Origin of the sequence: Zooshikella sp. RANM57 (genome assembly GCF_050749885.1) — a bacterium.
GTDB lineage: Bacteria > Pseudomonadota > Gammaproteobacteria > Pseudomonadales > Zooshikellaceae > Zooshikella.
Window position 1 is genome coordinate 520768 of record NZ_JBOIUB010000001.1, and the last position, 19135, is coordinate 539902.

Genomic DNA, 19135 nt, shown 5'->3' on the forward strand with positions numbered 1-19135 from the left:
GTACTTTCTCAAAATAATTTTGAGTTATTTATAGCAGTTGAAGGATTGGTTTGAGCTAAATCAATGATTATGGTTGTTGAGGTTTGTAGGCGTCATTTTGGGTGTTATTATCCGCGAAATTTTTTGACCAATTCATATTTTTTGTCGTGGATGATTGAGTTAAATTTGTATGAATAAGATTATAGTTCTTTTGCTTTTTTTTATGGTTTCAGGTTGTGGTGTTAAAATTCAACGTAATTATGAAAATCATGTTTTAACGTCTAATATCTCGCCAAAAATTGATGTCAAGATTCCAAATGATTTTAAACTTGTAAACAGTTCTTCTGGTGGTGGTTTTTTTAATCGAGTAAGTGGCTTTAGTGGCGATTATGGTAAGAAAGAGAAATATGCTTTCGCTACTTACGATCAAAAAGGCAAAAAGGAAAAACTGCTTTCGTTTTATTTTTATGAAACAAACTTGTCTTTTTCTAGAACATTAAAGGATGAAGAGTATTTTAATTATGGGAACAGTGTTGTAAAAGGTAAAAACTATTCTACTCATTACTATGTATCTACATTTTGTAATGAGGGAACAAAGAACTGTTTTATTGAAAAAGGTTATATACGAGTAATGCCTCCGAATGATAGAAGACTTTTCTCAATGTATTACGCTGAAGTTATTCCTTGTGATAAAATACAAAATGGACGAGTGAGTAACGAGCTTATACAAGCATTCGAACAACGTTCAACTGCATTTTTTGAGAAAATTATTCAATAAATTTGAGTCGGTGAGAAAATAGAATACCTCTAAAAAACGTGATTTAGTTGTGCAAATAAGAAAGTACAACAAATCCACATTTTGTTCTACCTCATCATTAAATGAACACCTATAATATTTCGATGTATATCTCTGGTAGTAAACTATGAATAATGCACATCGAACTGTTTGCTGCATGGATGCGGCAACTACCTTGACAAACAGCGACCTCCATATCGAATCTAAGTGTGTTCAAGCCTTCCATTGTAAAAATGTGTAAGCATATAATTATGTTTCTTATACTTTATTCTGTTGATGAATGTGTGACTGCTCAAATTATATAACTAATTTAGTTAAGGATGTTAATCCTTACAAAAAATATGGTTTTGTATCAACAACTATATTGAATATTTTGTATACTTTTAAGCCATTAAGTTTTGTTTGAGAATGGTAGTGAATTAAGAGGATTAACTATGCAAAAAAAAATTCAGGCGTTAATGGCGTGTCTCATCATGATTGGTTGGATAAGTAATGCACAAGCATTATTGTTACAAGATGATTTTGAAGATGGAGAACTTGGTGATCGAATGTATGAGGTAGGTCTAGAAGCTCCTACTATTGTACAATCGTTTACTGACCCGGCAGGACAAGTTTACAACCCTGCATCTGGTGAATATTTTGCAGTGCTTCCCATCGGTGCAGCACTAATTTGGACTGACCTTGAGTGGTCAAAAGGTGATCGATTAACGTTTAAGTATTTGCTAACAGAAGCTGCTCAAGGAGCACTATTATTGTTTCCTAATTGGCCATATGAAGGAAATTTTGCTGATGGTATGTCTGGTCAAACAGGGACATGGCATTCTTTTAGTTATGAGTTTACTGGCTCGGAGAATGGCGCTCTGGCTATTCAAAACCTGTTAGGGGGATCTTATGGGCATCTGCTATTAGATGCGGTGTCGTATACAAAAGTTACAGAACCTAATATGCACATACTTGGCCTTATTGGTTTGATTGCTCTGTTGTGGCAAAAACGATCAAGCAGTCAACTAAGCTAACATATTTAGTAAAATCGATCCCCCTCATAAAAAAATTAAGGGGGATCATACAGTCATTGTAGCATGTACTAATAGGTGAAGTATTAATACTTTGAAGCGATTTTTGACATAAAATCAGTATCATCTCGTACTTTAGCAATTTCATTCCAAATAGCTTGTTGTTGCTCTCTTGCTATATTGCTCGCTTTTGAAAATGGCATAAAGTAAGACTTAGACTTTATAGGTTTTGAGCTTATTTTTAACTTGCCTGTGTAGGTTGATTGTTTACTTAACACATTTACCACTTCTGGAATTGTAACGACTGACCCTTTATTATTTCTTAATAGCTTCTTTATATTGTTTTCATCACCAGATGCTTTATCATCAACATTTAAGCCTTCTTTTTTGAGGTCTTCAGAAATTGAATAGCCACGAGGTGCTCTAATAGGGGTGGGTAAAGATTGCAGGTTACCATCGAACTCATAATCATTTGATGTTACTGTGACCACTACATACTCAACTTGCATAACCCGGTGAGAAGATTTACTTGCCGAAGCAGCATCATCAGGGTAATACATAAAAGAAGCACGATCTTCATTATAAGATGCTGTAGCTACTGCATCAAACTCACCTTGTTTTGCTTGGTCAAGACAACGCTTCCAGGGCAATGCTTTGAAGTTGGGTTGGTATCCCAAATTGTTGAGCGCTTTGCTTATAATATCAATATGTATACCTGCGGGAATATCCTCTTTTACCAGGGTGAAGGGATACCAAAAGTTGTTATCAGTACAAATGTTTATCTGTTTGTCCGCTAGTAAATGACCTGATATTAATATTCCTGTGAATAGTAATAAGATTTTTTTCATACGATTTAGCCAATTATTGAATGAGAGTTTGTATTCCAAGCATATTTATGTGCCTCTATTTATAGTAGCTTAAATAAAAAATTGAGTTTGCAAAAAGGTTAACTCGTAAACTAAAAAAATGTTTCTTTGATTTAATGTAAGCTTGTGAAGAAACTCATTAAAAGGGTTTGTTAGATGATAAAGTGGGGAGGTAAATAAACTGTTTAGCTAGGGCTTCACCAGAAAAATGAAACCCTAAGTATTTATATTAGCTATTAATGTATTTTTCGAAAACTTCACTAAAATCTTTACGACAATAGGCTTTGCGAGCAGAATGGAGCCAGTTGAAGGTATGTTGGTTGATTTCTTTAAACTGATCTTCGAGAGTGGTTGCGCTTGAGGAGCGATGTACTGTATTTGATGCAACTTCTATACTGCGTTCGGCGTTGCGATAATGATAGCTATTTTCTTTTTGGATAGAACTGATTGTGTACAAGGTTTTGTATAAATCTTTCAGATGCTCAATTTGAGTTTTTTTGACATCGATTGAGTAAGGTGTACTTCCTATTGAGAATTTAATTTCGGCATCTAAGTCCACTGTACCTGCAGTTTCAAGCAGGACATCACGAATGTCGTGGTCATAATAACTAAAACGCTTTAATAATCTTTTCTTACTAAGTGCGCTCGTACCATCAAGGTGAATAAGTGCGAGGTTGGTAAAGCAATACTCATCTGTTTTTGATTTGATCAAAAAATAGATTTTTTCGCTATCTTCGTGCATGACATAATCATCAGCATCAACTTTATCAAAGTCCTGTGGATCAATGATTTCTCCAATATCACTTAATCCTAAAGCATCGGCCGCTACACGTTTGAACATACAATCTTCCTGAGTGATAAGTAGTCTTAAACTGTGTTATTACATGTTAGATAAGGGTGACATACTTTATTTTGCTGAACCAGTTGTCGTGTACTAATTTGGTCAATATAGCACAAAACAAGAGTTTTAAATTTAACGACTTAATAAGCCTTTTTCTAAAGCCTCTTTGTTCAAAGATCGCATAATACTCTTCGAACATGCTATGAATCCCTCCTTGGATAATTGGTTGTTTCATTTACAGTGAACAGTTCTACGAGCGTTACTCAGCCTTACAAATTATTTTTATAGGCAATTGCTAACTGTGATCTATATCCTGAATGCCATAGCGTTCCATCTTTTTTAACAATCCCTGACGGGATAGGCCTAATTTGCGGGCAGCATGTGTTCGGTTGCCTTGAAATTGTTGTAATGCATCAAGGATTAATCGTATCTCTAAATGTCTTACTTGATTCTCAAGGGTTTCATCAGAGAGCTCAGGCATAGTCGTTGACGATTGAGAAAATTTATTACCATTGAGAAACTCTATATCACTTATACCGATAATGGACTGTTGAGCAATGGCGGCGACACTTTCCAGGGTATTTTTTAACTCTCGCACATTGCCTGGCCAGGATTGGGTAATAAACCAGTGTAAAGCATTAGCATCCAGTTGTAAGGGGCGCTGGTGTTTCTGGCTGTAACGTTGTAAGAAGTGTTGAGCTAAAACCGGAATATCGTCTGGCCGGTCTGCAAGACGTTGGGTATTAATTGTAATACCTTTAAGCCGATAATAGAGATCATCACGAAAAACACCTGTGTTTACCGCACTTGGTAAATCTTTATTTGTCGCACTGATTAAACGTATATCAATCGACACAATTTCTCTGCCACCTACGGGGTAGAATTTACCTTCCTGTAATACACGTAATAATTTGACTTGCATATTCAGTGGCATTTCACCAATTTCATCCAAAAATAATGTGCCTTGGTGAGCTAGTGCTAAAAGACCTTGTCGATCACGATCTGCTCCAGTAAAAGCGCCTTTTTTATAGCCAAATAATTCACTTTCCAATAATTCACTGGGGATAGCACCGCAGTGTACTGAAATAAAAGGTTGGTTTTTGCGATGACTCAACTGGTGTATGGCTTTGGCTATTACTTCTTTACCGGTACCACTGGGACCGCTGATTAATACGGATACATCCGTAGGAGCAATTCGGCTAATAAGGTTGCGTAGCATTTCAGTGTGCTGACTAACACCAATTAAACCCAGTACTGATTGTTGCTCAGCAAGTTGAGCTTTTAACTGTCGTACTTCATTTTCTAAGCTGCGCTTGGTTAAAGCGCGTTTGACGACAATGGCTAACATGTCGGGATCAACAGGCTTGGCTAGAAAATCCCATGCGCCTTGTGCAATAGCGGCTAGCGCCAGTTCTCGATCTGCATGTCCAGTGAGTACAATGACAGGGATAGAATTAATGATGCTAAGCAGTTTTAGGCCTTCTTGTGGTGTAAAAGAAGGAGGGAGTGCTAAGTCCAGTAATAGTAAACTATACGTCTTTTGTTGTAGTTGTTGCTGAGCTGACGCTATATCGTGACAGCTATCAACGTGATAGCCTGCTTGATGTAGCCATTGGCTACAAAGTTCACAAAAGGCAGGCTCATCATCAACAAGTAGAATATGTTCTAAAATAGGTTGCTCTGCCATTTTTTATTCTCTACTCGCATGATCATCAAGGGTGGTGAGGGAAAATTCACAAATAAAACTACAGGGCCACTGTTCACTATGGGTGTGCCAAACATGTCCCTGGTGTGCATCCATAATTCGTCTGACGATAGCCAAACCTAAACCGCTACCACCTTGCCGTTTACTAATAAAAGGCTGAAAAAGATGTTGTTGGATTTCATCTGGAATGGCGGGGCCATTATTATGAATCCCAAGTTGTAAAGAGTGGTTTATTGTTTTAACTGCCGAAATATGTATTTGACCATTGGTGATATTGCGGGTAAAAGCGGCGGCATTTTCTAATAAATTAGTCAGCACTTGCTGTAGACGATGGCGGTCAGCATTTAAGGTGAGATCCGTGGCGACGTCTATGGTGATAGGTACTTGATAACGCTGTCCAATGAAATGGGCGATTGACTGACAAAAGGGATGTAATGTGAGTGGTTCTCGCTGCAATGTTAAAGGGCCTGCATAGCAAAGCATATCTGTAATTAAGTGATCAGCCCGATCAATTTGTATTTTTATATGTTGGCGGGTGGTTTGATCACATTGAGTGCTTGCCATAGCAATAATATTGAGTGGGTTACGTAACTCATGAGCCATGGCGGCAGCTAACGCACCTAATTCAACTAAATGCTGTTCTTTTAAGCGTTGTTGGGTTTGTTCTGCCAGGTGAAGTTGTTGTTGAAGTCCACGACAACTGCTGGCTAATAATGTGCCGAACATTTCTGCTACATGAACAGCGCCAGGTGTAGCATTTTCCCAATGTAATAAATGAAGTTGCCAACCCTCGTGATAACGTTGGCAGTACAAGGTAGGTAGCGTGATCGATGCATTAGGGTGTTCAAAGCAAATATGTACAGGCATCGTCAAATGTTTTTCTAATAAAAGCGATGCGGTTTGTTTTAAGGTGTCCCAACTACCACAGCTTTGTAATTCTGAGAGCCAATATTGGAGTGTTTGTTCGCGAAGTTGAGCTCCGGGGTAAATTAATTTTTCGGCTAAACGTTGTGCAGGTCGATAGAGTGAACTGCCAACTAATAATACAAAGGCGGAATATAGCCAGAGTTCCCAAAGGGGGATATCAGTGAATGGTTTAACCCCGAGCAAATCGGCTATTGTGGTGAATAACGTAATAAACAGTAATAATGCCAGTAAAATACATAGCCAAAATACGGCACGTACAGCCCAACGATTAACAACTACTAGCTGATAACGCACGATGCCATAGACCAGTAGTAATACATAACTGGGAAGTAGTAGCATGGGGTAGGGAAACCAGGCTATACCCAGAGATGGCAGTACAAAGCTGCTGGCGAGTACCAGTCCCCAACCACCCGCAATAAATAATGCCACAATTGAACGTCGTTTATTGGCACTACTAATATGCCAGCCCCAGATTAAAATAGCATGGGCCACGACACCCACCACAATGGTATAGAACAGGTTTAACCAGCCAGCAGAGTCCAACATAATAAATGCGGGAAATACGAGCCAAGCTGGAAAGGCGGCATTTGTTGTTTTAAAACTGATAAAGGTGACCGCCAGGGCCAGTAAATAAAGTACTGCTACTGGTGTACGTAAACGATGTTGAAGTCTTTGAGGTGAGTCACCTGGGGCTATAAACAGTAAAGCAAAGTGCAAAAAAGTCGTTGGAATAAAAGGATTCGCCAGTAACCCCAGCAGAGCTAGCTGACTTATGGCGGGGTTTGTGTGTTGAAGTAATACATGGCTACCACACCAAATAGCCATCCCTAAGCAAAATCCCCCAAGCGGTCGTAAGGCAAGATGTTCTGGTTCTTTGATACCCCAGCAAAGCCAGCTGCCAACGACAGTACCTGCCAGTGTCGTAATCAGCATCGCTGCATTAAAAACAAGCAATAAAGACATTCGTTTTCCAGAGTGAATATTCCCTTAAACAAGACTATAGAACGTTACCCATCAACAGCGGAAATTGTTGAAAGGCATCTTAGGTCATTGCAATCAGGAGAAGTGTGAACAACGTTGACAGTTGTAAGCTTACCAAACTGTAAACGAGGTTTACAGAGGTTGGGTTTACTTGGGTGTGTTTTGATGTAAATCAGTGTAATCGAAGTATATGTTTTTTATGGCACGATATTTGTATTAATTAAAGGTATTAAAACTTTTTAATTTATTACCGTGAAGTATAAGTTGTAGGAGAAGCATATGAGTTCTGCACTTGTGTGGCAAGACCTGCTGACCGTTGTTTGTATTATCAGTCTGGCACTTGTTCCTGGAGGAGTTGCCCAGTGGCGTCAAGTGCTGCAAAGTCGACGCGCTGATGTTGGGGTAGGTGAGCAAGGCAGGGGGTAATCACTATGGAAATTGATGGTGCTTTGTTATCGCGTATCCAGTTTGCCTGGACAGTCAGCTTTCATATTTTATTTCCCACCGTGACGATTGGCTTAGCAAGCTATTTGGCCATTATGGAAGGCTTGTGGCTGAAAACACGCAACCCTGTTTATCGTGCACAGTTGTTCTTTTGGATTAAACCCTTTGCCGTGACCTTTGGCATGGGGGTGGTGTCTGGCATCGTTTTATCCTATGAGTTTGGTACAAACTTTAGTCAGTTTTCAATGGCAACATCAACGGTATTAGGGCCGTTGCTGACGTATGAAGTTTTAACCGCTTTTTTTCTAGAAGCAGGCTTCCTGGGCATTATGCTGTTTGGCTGGAACCGGGTCAGTGAGCGAATGCACTTTGTGGCAACGGTTATCGTGGCAATCGGTACCATTATTTCAGCATTTTGGATATTGGCGGCCAACTCATGGATGCAGACACCTGCAGGTGTAGTATTAGATAAGCATGGTGTATTTCAGGTCGTGAGTTGGATGGAAGTGATATTCAATCCTTCATTCCCTTACCGTCTGGTACATATGCTCTTGGCTTCCTTCTTAACCGTTTCCTTCCTGATAGCAGGGGTATCGGCTTGGCATCTACGTCAAGATCGACAGAATCCTGTGGCGCGTAAGGGGTTAAGTGTTGCGTTATGGGCTGCTTTGCTACTCGCACCACTGCAAGCGTGGGTTGGAGACCTTCATGGACTCAATGTGCTTGAACATCAACCTATGAAAGTCGCTGCTATGGAAGGGATTTGGGATACCGAGCAAGGAGCAGGGTTACGCTTATTTGCTGTACCAGAACAACAGCAGGAAACAAACCACTTTGAAGTCAAAATCCCTTATCTGGCCAGCTTAATTTTAACTCATGACGCAGAAGGCACATTACAAGGGTTGAAGTCTGTGCCCGCTGATGAACGACCTCCAGTCGCTGTCGTATTTTATAGTTTTCGTATTATGGTTGGCATTGGAGTGTTGATGTTATTAGCAGCAGTGATGGGTGCCTGGTTACGCTGGCGGGGTACGTTGTACACCACCCGCTGGTTTCATAAAGGGTTACAGTGGATGATACCTGCGGGTTTAGTGGCGACGCTGGCAGGTTGGTATGTTGTTGAAGTAGGGCGGCAACCTTGGTTGGTGCATGGTTTCTTAAGAACGAATGCGATGGTATCTGCACATCCTGAACAGCGGGTGCTATTCACGTTAATCCTCTTTTTGGTGGTCTACAGCCTGTTGTTTGCAGTTTATCTCTACTTTATGCGCAAGCTATTAAAACGTTTGCCTGCTATAGAGGCTCATGCTAATGAAAAAGAGCCTAGGCAGACACAATCTGCGGCATATTTGGCTACTTCATCTTCAACAACCGGCACACCATCCTAAGGAGTGATTATGGACTGGGCAATTGTTTGGTTTTTATTGCTGGGTTTTGGCGTATTTATGTATGTCGTGCTGGATGGCTTTGATTTAGGGTTAGGGATTCTTTATCCCTGGTATCAGCCTGATGAGCGTCTGTTGATGATGAACAGTATTAAGCATATCTGGGATGGTAATGAAACATGGTTGGTGCTGGGAGGCGTCTTGCTCTTTGCGGCTTTTCCACCCGCCTACAGCTTAGTACTTAGCCATTTGTACCTGCCCATTATGATAATGCTTTGGGCGTTGATATTTCGTGGAGTTGCTTTTGAATACCGCTTTAAAGCAACCACCAGTAAGCATTGGTGGGATTTTGCATTTTTTGCAGGTTCTTCTATTGCAACATTTTGTCAGGGTTTAATGCTAGGCGTATTACTGCAAGGCTTAACGCTGGAAGAGGGGCAACTCACCATAAGTTCGTGGAGTTGGTTGACGCCATTTAGCATCTTTACAGGGTTTGCGTTGATGGTGGGTTATGCCTTGCTGGGTAGTTTGTGGCTGGTATGGAAAACCTCTGGGGCGATTCAACAGCATAGCCGTGGGCTTGCACTTATTTTGTTGGCTGTCATTGCTGTTTTATTGTGTGTGGTGAGTGGTTGGTCCACGTTATTGGACGAACGCATTATGGATCGCTGGTTTAGTTTTCCTAATATACTTTGGCTAGCGCCTTTGCCTGTATTGACAGGGTATGCACTTTGGCGTGCTTGGCGTGGTTTAATGCACCCCACTGAGCGTGAATGGTTGCCTTTCGCCTGGGTAATTGGAGTCTTTGGCTTGTCATTTATAGGTTTAGTGGTGAGTGTTTTTCCATTTTTAATTCCCTGGCAGCTTACTCTTTGGGAAGCAATCGCACCCGCTAAAAGTTTAAACTTTATCTTGCCTGGGGTTCTGGTATTAGTGCCAGTGATTTTGGCGTATACCTTGTTTGGCTATAAGGTCTTTAGCGGAAAGCTGGATACTTTAGACGGGGGGTATTAATGATGAAAAAATCGATTGAGCAACCTGCAACGGATCAGATCCAGCATCCCTGGGGGTGGTTTTTGTTGCTATACCTTGTCGGCATTAGTGGCACAACGTTGCTTGCGTATGGTGTTCGCTGGTTAATTTTCTAACATTCTGCAATACACTAGTTGCTAGCTACCCAAATCAACAGTAGCTAGCAAGCTAACCTCTACTTTGTTTTATACAACCCCACACTGCTGTATATGTTGAGTACTTCATTTTGAAGGAAAGTCGTTTTTTTAGTTGTTTATATAGACCATCCTAACATTTGATGGGTGTTTTCACTAAAACCATTTTTTAATGAATCTAGTCAGCAAAAGTAAACATCATAAATATACATGTTGTTTGTACACCATGTCGTAATATTGATTTTAAGTAGATACTAAACGTGCTTTCCAAAAAAAACTCGACTATTTTCATATGAAGAAAAAAATAGCCAAAATCAATGAAATTTTTTTCTTTCCTTAGCTGTCTTTAGTTGAAAGTCAATGTGAATGACTTTTTACATGTGAACAAAAAAACTGTAGCACAGCTTATTATGCCTATAAGTTAGGGTATAAACGCTGACTTCAGCGTACTGAAAGCTTGTCTTTCTTAAAATAAGTTGAGCTGCAAATGATTAATTGCAGAGTTTAGGAACTTTATTATGAGCACAATGAAAAAAGTAAGTGGTACTGCATTAGCCGTTGCTGCAGCAGGCTTGTTTACGATGGGTGCGGAGTTAGCTGTTGCAGGTCAGTCAGGTCAAGCTGATCAGGTGAAATGCTGGGGAATCAATAGCTGTAAAGGCCACAATGACTGTGCGACAGCCACGAATGACTGTAAAGGTATGGGCTCATGTAAAGGTCAGGGTTATTTGAATATGTCTGCAGAAGAGTGTAAAGAAAAAGGTGGTACAGTTAAGGAGTAAGCATTAGCTTTACCTTTTTAAGTTTCTAAGGGTTGGGGTGTTTGTGCCCTTTAGTTGAGGTCAAGAAACCTTCAACCCTTCATTGAATGCTTGCGAGTGTACCTGGATTTAAAAAAAATCCAGGTATTTTTTACCATAGATGACGTGGTGATTTACTCGATAATTATAAGTATATATGTGAGAGCATGCTGTGAAAAAAGTATTCCATGGCTTTGGTTTAGGCTTGCGAAAAGACTATTATAGTGAAATTTTAGCCACACAGCCTGCTGTTGATTGGTTTGAGATTATTTCTGAAAATTATTTTGTTGATGGAGGAAAACCGCTTTATTTTTTAGAGGCTATTCGTGAGCAATATCCTATTGCCATGCATGGCGTTTCTTTATCGATTGGTAGTACTGATCCTTTAAATACGCACTATTTAAAAAATCTAAAATCCCTGGCCGATCGTATTAACCCGATATTTATTTCAGATCATTTATGTTGGACCAGTGTGGGGGGAATCAATAGTCATGATTTATTACCTCTTCCTTATACTGAAGCGTCAATCAAACATATTGTTGAGCGTATAAACGCTGTCCAGGATTATTTAGGACGACAAATATTATTGGAAAACCTTTCAAGTTATATCATGTTTGCAGAGTCAGATATGACGGAATGGGATTTTGTGAGCGAAATTACTGAGCGTGCTGACTGCTTATTATTACTTGATATTAATAATATTTATGTGAGTGCACGAAATCATCAGTTTGATCCTATTGATTATTTAAAAGGTGTACCAGCAGGACGTGTTATGCAACATCATTTGGCGGGTCATAGTGATTATGGTGAATACATTATTGATACCCATGATGCACCTGTCGTTGATCCTGTATGGCAGTTATATAAAGTGGCTGCAGAATTATTTGGCCCCGTTTCAACAATGATTGAGCGGGATGATAATATGCCTCCATTCTCTGAGTTATTGGCTGAATTAAATTACGCTAGAACTCTGGCAGAACCAACTTATACACAACAGCAGACATCTGTCGTATTACCAACAACAAGTCGTTTTCATTTTGCAAATCCAGCTAAGACGATGAGTGTGCAGGAGCAACACTATGGTTGAGTTGGAGAATTTACAAAAGGTTTTTCTGGCGCATTTACAAGGCAAGTTAACACCGATCAAACACTATGTTGCGAAAGAACAGCCTGGGTTAGCAATATATGCCAATGCTTATCACCAACGGCTTAGGGAAGCACTTGATGGCGATTATCCCTGTCTAGGTCTTTTATTGGGTGATGAGCAATTTAATCAACTGGTGTCTGATTATATTACCTACCATCCTTCATCAGATCCTTCTTTACGCTGGTTTGGCCAGCATTTACCCGCATTTGTCCGAGAACAAGCACATTATCAAGCAATGCCGATTGTTGCTGAGTTAGCGGAGTGGGAGTGGCGCTTGAGGCTAGCTTTTGATGCTGCAGGAAGTGAAATAGCCGTTATTAATCATGTACAACAATTGACGGCTGATCAGTGGCCAACATTACGATTTGAGCTTGTTCCTTCGCTACAATTAGTATCCTGGCAGACAAATGCTGTGGCTGTATGGCAGGCCCTTGAGCAACAGCAGACACCTCCTGCGATTGCCGAAGAGCATACAGATTGGATTATTTGGCGCAAGGGGCTAGTGACAAACTTTCGCTCAATTCATGATGATGAGCGTGCGGCGTTAACACTTACGCTTCAAGGACATAATTTTGCCTCACTATGTGAGCATCTTTGTCAATGGCATGAACCTGAAGCGGTTACTACACGTGTCGTACAACTCTTACAGCAATGGTTAAGTGATGAGCTTATTAAACAAGTGATTTCTTAGCTCTACGAATATCACTCTTAAAGGAGGGTATACTTGCTTTTGTCTTTTTAATCAGTAAAACTGCTCACTCTTGGTAATGGACATTACAGTGAGCTTATGTCTGGTCAAATCACTACACCGAAATTTTCTGCTGAAGAGTCTTTATTGCGAGAGACTGTCAGAATTGAATTTGAAAAATTATTAGCAGTTGCTCACTCCGTACGCGATCAATTAGCTCATGATAATGAGTGGCAGGTTTACTGTGCCAGTCATATCCCTATCCGTGATCAAGCTGAAGTGCCTACCGCAATTCATGTTGAACCTTTACCCGCCGTGTCACATGATACACGAGCAGCCATTATTGATATTTTAACAGATTTTTATAAGTCACCAGAGCAAAATATCAATACGACTAAACGGTTGACTGGGTTGGTAAACGTAAGTTTGCAAAGTTATCAGCAACTTCAGTTATTTAATAGCCAGAAAGAAAGGTTACGCCAGGCAATGGCTGCATTGCCTCAAAGAATACGACGTCATATGCATAAATATGTCCGAGGGCCAAGGCAAGAAACCGTTGTATTTTTACAGGCATATCGGCAAGTGCCATTGTTTTCACCTGAAGATGAAGTGCGCCCCCTTACAATCGCCAAAGTGCAATTCCATTGGCGCAGAAAAGGCGTCGGTGGGCGACAAGTTTCAGTGGCTGATTTTCGATCCAGACTGATTACTGAAGCGGAAGCACACTATGGCAAAGGTACTTGTTCTAAACCTTATTTTGATAACAATGTAGCACCCGGAAAATTGGTACGTCTTAGAATGAACGTGGAGGCTCTGGAAGGGCTACCAGACAATGAGTTATTGTTTGCGGATTATCGTGTTATTAGACCTCATCCCCGAGGCAATATTTTTTACTATAAAGAGGGTACGACAGATAAAGTCCATCAGGTACCGCTTACACCAGTTGCTGCGATGCCTTTTTTTGTGTGTCAGCAACAACCAATTGTAGTTCAACCCTTGGGCGATTTAATGCCAAAGGATTGGAGTAAAGAAGGTAAACAATTAGCAGACTATCCTATTTCAGAGTCACCTTATGCATATCGATACATAAAACCACGTTATGTTGACAAAGAATAGCTGTTGGGTGTTAACCGTTACCAAAGAAAAAAAGAGAAGTATATCAATGGAAATCCCTATTATTGAAACATCGCGACTTCGTTTAAGAGGATGGTCATTAGCAGATGCTGATGCATTTGCAAAGCTAAATGCAAATTCTGATTTTGCTAAATATATTGGTGGCGGAAAGCCAATAAATAAAGCAGAAAGTTGGAGGGTACTTGCTATCCTTGCGGGCCATTGGGTTTTAAAGGGATTTGGGTATTGGGTTGTTGAAGATAAAAAAACGAGTGACTTCTTGGGTAGAGTAGGCATTTGGGAGCCTGAAGGTTGGCCTGGGATAGAAGTAGGTTGGGGTATTGCGCCCGAATATTGGGGTAAGGGGTATGCAACCGAAGCGGCATTGGCCGCCATTGAATGGGGATTTACTTATCTGGATACATCTGAGCTTATTAGTCTCATTCATCCTGACAATGAAGCCTCAAAGAGTGTAGCGCTAAAAGTAGGAGAGGTTTATAGTCACTCTCAAACAGTGATGGGTAAACAATGTGATATATTTAAGCTTACTAAAGCTCAGTATTTAAAAAAATAAAAAACTCTTTGTATTTTGTAGTCAACTTTAATGAGGGTAACGGCCTTTTATAAGTTTGGAGTCAGTGATGCCAAGAAAATACACATTCTTTGTCCATATGAATGCAACAAAAGAATGGCTATCTCTTAGCAGAGAAGAAAGAACTCAATACTTTGAAAGTATTCAAACAGATATTTTTTCAAAATATCCAAGTGTTTCGATAAAACTATATGATGTCGAGGCATTCAGCTCAAAGTGTAGTGATATAGCAGTATATGAAACTGAAAGTATTCAAGATTATTATTTTTTAATAGATGCATTACGTGATAGTAAAATATATACCGTGCCTTACTTTGAGATAGTGGATATTTTCCCTGCGATAGAAGAAGGCTTTATAGAATATGAGTCCAGTATTTCTAACAATGTATAATATAAATTAAATATAACGTATGTGAACTTGAGACCTTAAGTGTGTGTTAAACAAAAAGGATAGTATAATGCCAAGTGTACTGATTGAAGTTCGCCAACAATACCCTGCCGAAATAGAGAAAGGTATTATGGAGGCTGTACATTCTGCACTAAGAGAGAGTTTTAAAATTTTACCAGGCGACCGGAATGTTAGGCTTATTGTTCATGAGTCTCATCGATTTCAATGTCCTCCAGATCGAGAGCAACCTGAATATTACACCCATATTAGCATTGACTGCTTCGCGGGTCGTAGTCGTGATGCCAAAAGGCAGCTTTATAAAACTATCGTAAATAACTTAGAGACATTTGGTATTCCAAATAATCACATTAAAATTATGCTACGAGAAATTACAGCAGAAAATTGGGGTATTAGAGGTGGATATGCCGCTTGTGATATTGATTTAGGATTTGAGGTTGAGGTGTAAAGTAAGTTCTTAATACTGAAATGTTCCTCATATTATGAAAAGAGCATCGGAAAAATTAAAAAATGTGCCCTTCGTTTATTTTAAACGAGGGGCATTTTTTCTATTTATTAATTGCTAAATTGAGGTGAACAACAGACAACAGCATTTGTGGCATTACAGCTAGAGAACTTTGTTCTATTCGCTTCAAAATACTGCTCAGTTACAAACGATGTATACCCGCCGCCATATAATTTATTGTCCAGTTGTCCGCAATTCTGATAGTAATAATGACCTTTTGCGACTCCGCCTGCGTGCCAGGTACTGTTAATAGCAACATGACAAACTGCATCAAGATCTACCTGGTTATCGGGCAGTGGTACCATGATTAAAGATTGATTGGTTTTACCTGGTAATGCACTATAACAAGGTGGGCGTGCAGCATTAAGAGCAGCATCCGATAGTTGTGCAGTTGATGACCGCATGGCTTTTAGTTTTACTGCGGCTTTATACTCAGCATCGGAGGCAGGAGCCATCAGTGCATTTTCAATATTAGAAAAGCTTGTATCTATAGTTTCTTCAGCAATAGAAGACATAGATAGTGTAAGTATAAGTGACGCTAATGGGATACCTACTAAGTGTTTATTCACAATTGAATCTCCCTATCCAAATTTTTAGTATCAATTCGAACTAACGTAGAGATTGTATGAAAATTTAAGTAACTACTCTAGCGTAAAAATGACCTATTTAGACGGTATTCGTCGTCTATATAGTCTGTATCATTGTTTTAATGTAAGAGTGTTATAATTTTAGCTTCTGTTGATTACTAATAAGGGTAAGAGGTTCTTTCCGTTCATCTAAGTTGGCAGTGAACGTCTGGCAGGCGTGATTATAAAATAGCCCATGGCGAATAATTATATTGTCAATTCGGTTAGGTAAGCGTTGAACATCAACTTGTTGCTGAGCATAAACATAGACGAGTTGGACGGTTTTATTCTGTTGTCTAAATAAAACAATGGCATCATTAGGATGAGGATTTTCGATAGATAAACGTTTTTTACCATTATTTTGTCCTAGTAATTCGCCGTTAAATGGACGCGGACCTGGATACTGATGGCATTGATAACGTTTAGCAATGGTATGACTGCCAAAACCAATAAGCTGCTCAGCAATAAAGCCTTTAAAACCTTGAGGCGTTGATACCGTCACCCAACCTTGTGGTTCTGCAGAGATTACATTCACAGGGGCATACTGAGCTATTTGAGCCACAATGGCGCTATTAATATCGGGTGTAGAGAGTAGCGCGACAGGCTCAAGGGTATAATGTTTACCCAAACGATGGCTTGTATAAAGTGACTGATGTTGAGCTTCTGGAACAATGGGATTAGCTGTAATCGCTGGTTTGTTTACGAGTGCAAGAGGCTCAAAGGCTTGCTGCCATATGAGTATTGGGAGACTAATAAGCAATACGAGTAAGCTTAGCAAGATACACTGGCTAAAAAAGAAATGAGTAGATTCTGGCGGTTGAGCAACTGCCTCGCTGGGGTCACCTAATTGATGTAATAATTGTTTAACTTTGTCTTGCATAGCTTGGTTTTGACAATAATGTTTTAACCAATATAAGTGACCGATAGCTTCATTAAACCGGCTTTTTGCAATATGCTGCAAAGCCAATCGATATTCTAATTTACTATTTTCGGCAAGGGGGGTTACTCCTCCTAATGTATTTATCCACCAGCCACGAATAGAGTGCCAAGGGCCAGTCAGGCTCCACCAACCCAGTAGTAAATTCCATAGATTAAACTTGAGTGCTAAGCGAGCGCTACAGCGCTGGCACCAAATACCAGAAACTGTTTTCTGGTGGGTGATAAAGATGATACCTGTAACCATCAGCCAACGGCGATAACGTAGTCCTTGTTTGTCCTTACGACAACGACGACACACGATGACTTGTTTAATGACGGGGTTAGGAATGGGGGGGGGAGATTGTGAGTCTTGATCAGTAAATGATACTGGAGTAGTGATTTCTTCTTTGGAGTAGTGGGGGCTAGACTGGGTTGGAGAAGAGTGTGACCCGTATTGGTAATACTGTACCAGGCTTTGGTAGGTTTGTTGCAGCTGTTGAAACTGAGCAGTGGTATCTTGTCCTGGATTTTTATCGGGGTGTAAGGTTTTTACGCGCTGTCGATAAGCTTGCTTAACATCGTGTAGTGAAGCATCAAGAGGTAGGCCTAATTGTTGCAGTAAATCGTGAATTCGTTGCTTGGACGGAGCCGTCATGGCTTGAATGAGTTTCCAATGAATTTTGATGACTTTTAAATGAGTATAGCAGCCTTAAAGTATAGGCGGCATATGCCGATAACAAGTTTATAGAGGACTAAACAGTGCGTTCTTTAGGGCATGTTTGGGGGATGTCAGTGTCATAGAGAGCGATGTGGAGGGTTACATCAATGAATATCGCACCAGGGCACTTACTGAAATCAATGCGGCCAGAACATGCCGAGCATCATCAGCAAACGGCAACCAGTCGTCAGGCAATGATGTTATCAAAGTCTGGAGGAAGTACCCGCCAGTTACTGCAAGATACCTTATTGCATCGCGTGGGACAGCAATTAGGTGCCACTGAGCCGATGCAAGTGGAGTCTTCTGGGTATCGGCCAGAGCAAGTCGCTGACACTATTTTAAAGTTTGTTGAACAACGTTTATTAGCTGAGCAAGCCGAAGGTGCTGATAACGAACGTTTGCAAAATTTATTAGGCCAAGCCAGAGAAGGTGTGGCAAAAGGATTTGATCAGGCGCGAGAAGACCTTAAGGCTTTAGGCTTATTAAACCCCAATTTAGAAGCTGATATTGATACTAGCTATGATCTAGTCACAACTGGACTGGATGAGCTAGACAATAAATTTACGGGTAATGCGGATAAAATTTCGTTAAGTGAAGCGGCATTAGGTGGGGAGCCTCAACCTGTCACCCTTCGTAGTCATCAGCAATTTTACCAGCTAGATAACCAGTTTTCCTTTCAAGTTACCACGAAAGAAGGCGATGTGGTGACTATAAATGCATTTAAACAACTATCAACGTCGAATGGCTCCTTTCAACAAGGACAAGCTGCCGCAACTTATAGTCAAATGCAGTATCAAAGCGGATTTCAGCTACGAGTGGAAGGCGATTTAAATGAAGCGGAATTAAATGCTATCAATGAGTTATTATCTGATGTGACATCATTAGCCAACGATTTTTTTGATGGCGATGTCAGTGGCGCATTCGATCAGGCATTGTCGTTGGGAATTGATGCTTCTACACTCAGCGAGTTTTCTCTTACTTTGCAACAAACTGAAGTACAACAGATGCAGCAGGCATATGCTTCAGCTAATGGTGGAGGCTTGCACTCGTTAAATAATCGCTCTCCTGTTGCCCAATTAGCTGAATTTGGTCAAGACTTACAGAGTGCACACCACAAAGCAGGCCTGTTTTTTGAGCAACCAGGAAAACTGTTAGCTAAATTATTGAGTCAGTTAGAACCTGTCAAATTAGAAAACACTGAGAAGCAGGAAAGTACATTAACTGAACAGTTAGCAAAGTTGCAGGAAGTAACTGACTATTTACTCTCTTCGTTAGAAAGCTGATATTGACGCTGAAATTAGTTAAATACCTAACCTATTTTCTTTCTCTATAAGAAGATAGGTTAGTATTTGTTTATTTTGAATTAACGGCTTATATGAATGAAGTAGTGTCTATAATTACACTGACTGATACACATCAATGCTCAGCTTGATTTATTTCGTATTTTACGGATGGTAATTCAGCTGATTTCTGTTACCCTTCACCCGTCTTATTTTACCCTATGTTAAGGGTTTTAATG

20 protein-coding genes are annotated in these 19135 nt (G+C 40.1%); 14 read left to right on the forward strand and 6 right to left on the reverse strand.

Annotated elements, in window-relative coordinates; genetic code table 11:
* Positions 1 to 169: 169 nt before the first annotated feature.
* Complete coding sequence (locus tag ACQ96U_RS01850) at positions 170 to 757, forward strand: hypothetical protein (protein ID WP_431719523.1); 588 nt, start codon at positions 170 to 172, stop codon at positions 755 to 757.
* 452 nt (positions 758 to 1209) lie between these two features.
* Complete coding sequence (locus ACQ96U_RS01855) at positions 1210 to 1791, forward strand: hypothetical protein (protein ID WP_431719524.1); 582 nt, start codon at positions 1210 to 1212, stop codon at positions 1789 to 1791.
* 83 nt (positions 1792 to 1874) lie between these two features.
* Here ACQ96U_RS01855 and ACQ96U_RS01860 read toward each other — a convergent pair whose 3' ends face one another.
* From ACQ96U_RS01860 to ACQ96U_RS01875, 4 genes are all read right to left on the reverse strand, one after another.
* Positions 1875 to 2636, reverse strand: a complete 762-nt coding sequence (locus tag ACQ96U_RS01860; RefSeq protein WP_431719525.1) for a substrate-binding periplasmic protein — start codon at positions 2634 to 2636, stop codon at positions 1875 to 1877.
* A 247-nt stretch (positions 2637 to 2883) separates the two neighbouring features.
* Positions 2884 to 3495 (reverse strand): PH domain-containing protein, encoded by a 612-nt coding sequence (locus tag ACQ96U_RS01865; protein ID WP_431719526.1) that lies wholly within the window; start codon positions 3493 to 3495, stop codon positions 2884 to 2886.
* Positions 3496 to 3790: 295 nt separating this feature from the next.
* Positions 3791 to 5182, reverse strand: coding sequence for a sigma-54-dependent transcriptional regulator (locus ACQ96U_RS01870; protein ID WP_431719527.1), 1392 nt, complete (start codon positions 5180 to 5182; stop codon positions 3791 to 3793).
* A 3-nt stretch (positions 5183 to 5185) separates the two neighbouring features.
* Complete coding sequence (locus ACQ96U_RS01875; protein WP_431719528.1) at positions 5186 to 7090, reverse strand: ATP-binding protein; 1905 nt, start codon at positions 7088 to 7090, stop codon at positions 5186 to 5188.
* A 297-nt stretch (positions 7091 to 7387) separates the two neighbouring features.
* Here ACQ96U_RS01875 and ACQ96U_RS01880 point away from each other — a divergent pair, with 297 nt between their 5' ends.
* The 11 genes from ACQ96U_RS01880 to ACQ96U_RS01930 all read left to right on the forward strand — a co-directional run bounded on the left by ACQ96U_RS01880 (position 7388) and on the right by ACQ96U_RS01930 (position 15297).
* Positions 7388 to 7534: a hypothetical protein gene (locus ACQ96U_RS01880; protein ID WP_431719529.1), complete on the forward strand. Its 147-nt coding sequence runs from the start codon at positions 7388 to 7390 to the stop codon at positions 7532 to 7534.
* Positions 7535 to 7539: 5 nt separating this feature from the next.
* On the forward strand, positions 7540 to 8940 hold the full coding sequence (locus tag ACQ96U_RS01885) for a cytochrome ubiquinol oxidase subunit I (protein WP_431719530.1): 1401 nt from the start codon (positions 7540 to 7542) through the stop codon (positions 8938 to 8940).
* Between the two features lie 9 nt (positions 8941 to 8949).
* Entirely contained in the window at positions 8950 to 9951 is a 1002-nt protein-coding gene (gene cydB / locus ACQ96U_RS01890; RefSeq protein WP_431719531.1) for a cytochrome d ubiquinol oxidase subunit II, read from the forward strand.
* A complete protein-coding gene (locus ACQ96U_RS01895) occupies positions 9951 to 10085 on the forward strand; it encodes a hypothetical protein (RefSeq protein ID WP_431719532.1) in 135 nt (44 codons plus the stop codon). The genes cydB and ACQ96U_RS01895 overlap by 1 nt, the downstream gene beginning before the upstream one ends.
* Positions 10086 to 10621: 536 nt before the next feature.
* Positions 10622 to 10885 (forward strand): BufA2 family periplasmic bufferin-type metallophore, encoded by a 264-nt coding sequence (gene bufA2 / locus ACQ96U_RS01900; RefSeq protein ID WP_431719533.1) that lies wholly within the window; start codon positions 10622 to 10624, stop codon positions 10883 to 10885.
* Positions 10886 to 11075: 190 nt separating this feature from the next.
* Entirely contained in the window at positions 11076 to 11990 is a 915-nt protein-coding gene (gene bufB, locus ACQ96U_RS01905; protein WP_431719534.1) for an MNIO family bufferin maturase, read from the forward strand.
* Positions 11983 to 12741 carry an HvfC/BufC N-terminal domain-containing protein gene (locus ACQ96U_RS01910; RefSeq protein WP_431719535.1) on the forward strand — a complete coding sequence of 253 codons (759 nt, stop codon included), beginning with the start codon at positions 11983 to 11985 and terminating at the stop codon, positions 12739 to 12741. Before bufB ends, ACQ96U_RS01910 begins: the two co-directional genes overlap by 8 nt.
* 96 nt (positions 12742 to 12837) lie before the next feature.
* Positions 12838 to 13854, forward strand: coding sequence for a hypothetical protein (locus ACQ96U_RS01915; protein WP_431719536.1), 1017 nt, complete (start codon positions 12838 to 12840; stop codon positions 13852 to 13854).
* Positions 13855 to 13900: 46 nt separating this feature from the next.
* Positions 13901 to 14425 carry a GNAT family N-acetyltransferase gene (locus tag ACQ96U_RS01920; RefSeq protein ID WP_431719537.1) on the forward strand — a complete coding sequence of 175 codons (525 nt, stop codon included), beginning with the start codon at positions 13901 to 13903 and terminating at the stop codon, positions 14423 to 14425.
* 67 nt (positions 14426 to 14492) lie between these two features.
* Positions 14493 to 14834 (forward strand): darcynin family protein, encoded by a 342-nt coding sequence (locus ACQ96U_RS01925; protein WP_431719538.1) that lies wholly within the window; start codon positions 14493 to 14495, stop codon positions 14832 to 14834.
* Between the two features lie 67 nt (positions 14835 to 14901).
* The gene (locus ACQ96U_RS01930) at positions 14902 to 15297 is read left to right on the forward strand and encodes a tautomerase family protein (protein WP_431719539.1); all 396 of its coding nucleotides are present in this window, start codon (positions 14902 to 14904) and stop codon (positions 15295 to 15297) included.
* Positions 15298 to 15404: 107 nt separating this feature from the next.
* On the opposite strand, the gene ACQ96U_RS01935 is transcribed toward ACQ96U_RS01930, so the two are convergent.
* Together ACQ96U_RS01935 and ACQ96U_RS01940 are read right to left on the reverse strand one after the other, a co-directional pair.
* A complete protein-coding gene (locus ACQ96U_RS01935; RefSeq protein ID WP_431719540.1) occupies positions 15405 to 15923 on the reverse strand; it encodes a hypothetical protein in 519 nt (172 codons plus the stop codon).
* A 151-nt stretch (positions 15924 to 16074) separates the two neighbouring features.
* Positions 16075 to 17553, reverse strand: coding sequence for a DnaJ domain-containing protein (locus tag ACQ96U_RS01940; protein ID WP_431719541.1), 1479 nt, complete (start codon positions 17551 to 17553; stop codon positions 16075 to 16077).
* A gap of 170 nt (positions 17554 to 17723) precedes the next feature.
* Here ACQ96U_RS01940 and ACQ96U_RS01945 point away from each other — a divergent pair, with 170 nt between their 5' ends.
* Positions 17724 to 18899: a DUF5610 domain-containing protein gene (locus tag ACQ96U_RS01945; RefSeq protein WP_431719542.1), complete on the forward strand. Its 1176-nt coding sequence runs from the start codon at positions 17724 to 17726 to the stop codon at positions 18897 to 18899.
* Positions 18900 to 19135 lie beyond the last annotated feature (236 nt).

Excerpts from the sequence above, each read along its gene's own strand:
- ACQ96U_RS01875 (WP_431719528.1), bottom strand. The coding sequence starts at position 7,090 with ATGTCTTTATTGCTTGTTTTTAATGCAGCGATGCTGATTACGACACTG.
- ACQ96U_RS01925 (WP_431719538.1), top strand. The coding sequence starts at position 14,493 with ATGCCAAGAAAATACACATTCTTTGTCCATATGAATGCAACAAAAGAA.
- ACQ96U_RS01865 (WP_431719526.1), bottom strand. The coding sequence starts at position 3,495 with ATGTTCAAACGTGTAGCGGCCGATGCTTTAGGATTAAGTGATATTGGA.
- ACQ96U_RS01940 (WP_431719541.1), bottom strand. The coding sequence starts at position 17,553 with ATGACGGCTCCGTCCAAGCAACGAATTCACGATTTACTGCAACAATTA.
- ACQ96U_RS01880 (WP_431719529.1), top strand. The coding sequence starts at position 7,388 with ATGAGTTCTGCACTTGTGTGGCAAGACCTGCTGACCGTTGTTTGTATT.
- ACQ96U_RS01895 (WP_431719532.1), top strand. The coding sequence starts at position 9,951 with ATGATGAAAAAATCGATTGAGCAACCTGCAACGGATCAGATCCAGCAT.
- ACQ96U_RS01945 (WP_431719542.1), top strand. The coding sequence starts at position 17,724 with ATGAATATCGCACCAGGGCACTTACTGAAATCAATGCGGCCAGAACAT.
- bufA2 (WP_431719533.1), top strand. The coding sequence starts at position 10,622 with ATGAGCACAATGAAAAAAGTAAGTGGTACTGCATTAGCCGTTGCTGCA.
- ACQ96U_RS01855 (WP_431719524.1), top strand. The coding sequence starts at position 1,210 with ATGCAAAAAAAAATTCAGGCGTTAATGGCGTGTCTCATCATGATTGGT.
- ACQ96U_RS01885 (WP_431719530.1), top strand. The coding sequence starts at position 7,540 with ATGGAAATTGATGGTGCTTTGTTATCGCGTATCCAGTTTGCCTGGACA.
- ACQ96U_RS01860 (WP_431719525.1), bottom strand. The coding sequence starts at position 2,636 with ATGAAAAAAATCTTATTACTATTCACAGGAATATTAATATCAGGTCAT.
- ACQ96U_RS01850 (WP_431719523.1), top strand. The coding sequence starts at position 170 with ATGAATAAGATTATAGTTCTTTTGCTTTTTTTTATGGTTTCAGGTTGT.
- ACQ96U_RS01920 (WP_431719537.1), top strand. The coding sequence starts at position 13,901 with ATGGAAATCCCTATTATTGAAACATCGCGACTTCGTTTAAGAGGATGG.
- ACQ96U_RS01915 (WP_431719536.1), top strand. The coding sequence starts at position 12,838 with ATGTCTGGTCAAATCACTACACCGAAATTTTCTGCTGAAGAGTCTTTA.
- cydB (WP_431719531.1), top strand. The coding sequence starts at position 8,950 with ATGGACTGGGCAATTGTTTGGTTTTTATTGCTGGGTTTTGGCGTATTT.
- ACQ96U_RS01870 (WP_431719527.1), bottom strand. The coding sequence starts at position 5,182 with ATGGCAGAGCAACCTATTTTAGAACATATTCTACTTGTTGATGATGAG.
- ACQ96U_RS01930 (WP_431719539.1), top strand. The coding sequence starts at position 14,902 with ATGCCAAGTGTACTGATTGAAGTTCGCCAACAATACCCTGCCGAAATA.
- ACQ96U_RS01910 (WP_431719535.1), top strand. The coding sequence starts at position 11,983 with ATGGTTGAGTTGGAGAATTTACAAAAGGTTTTTCTGGCGCATTTACAA.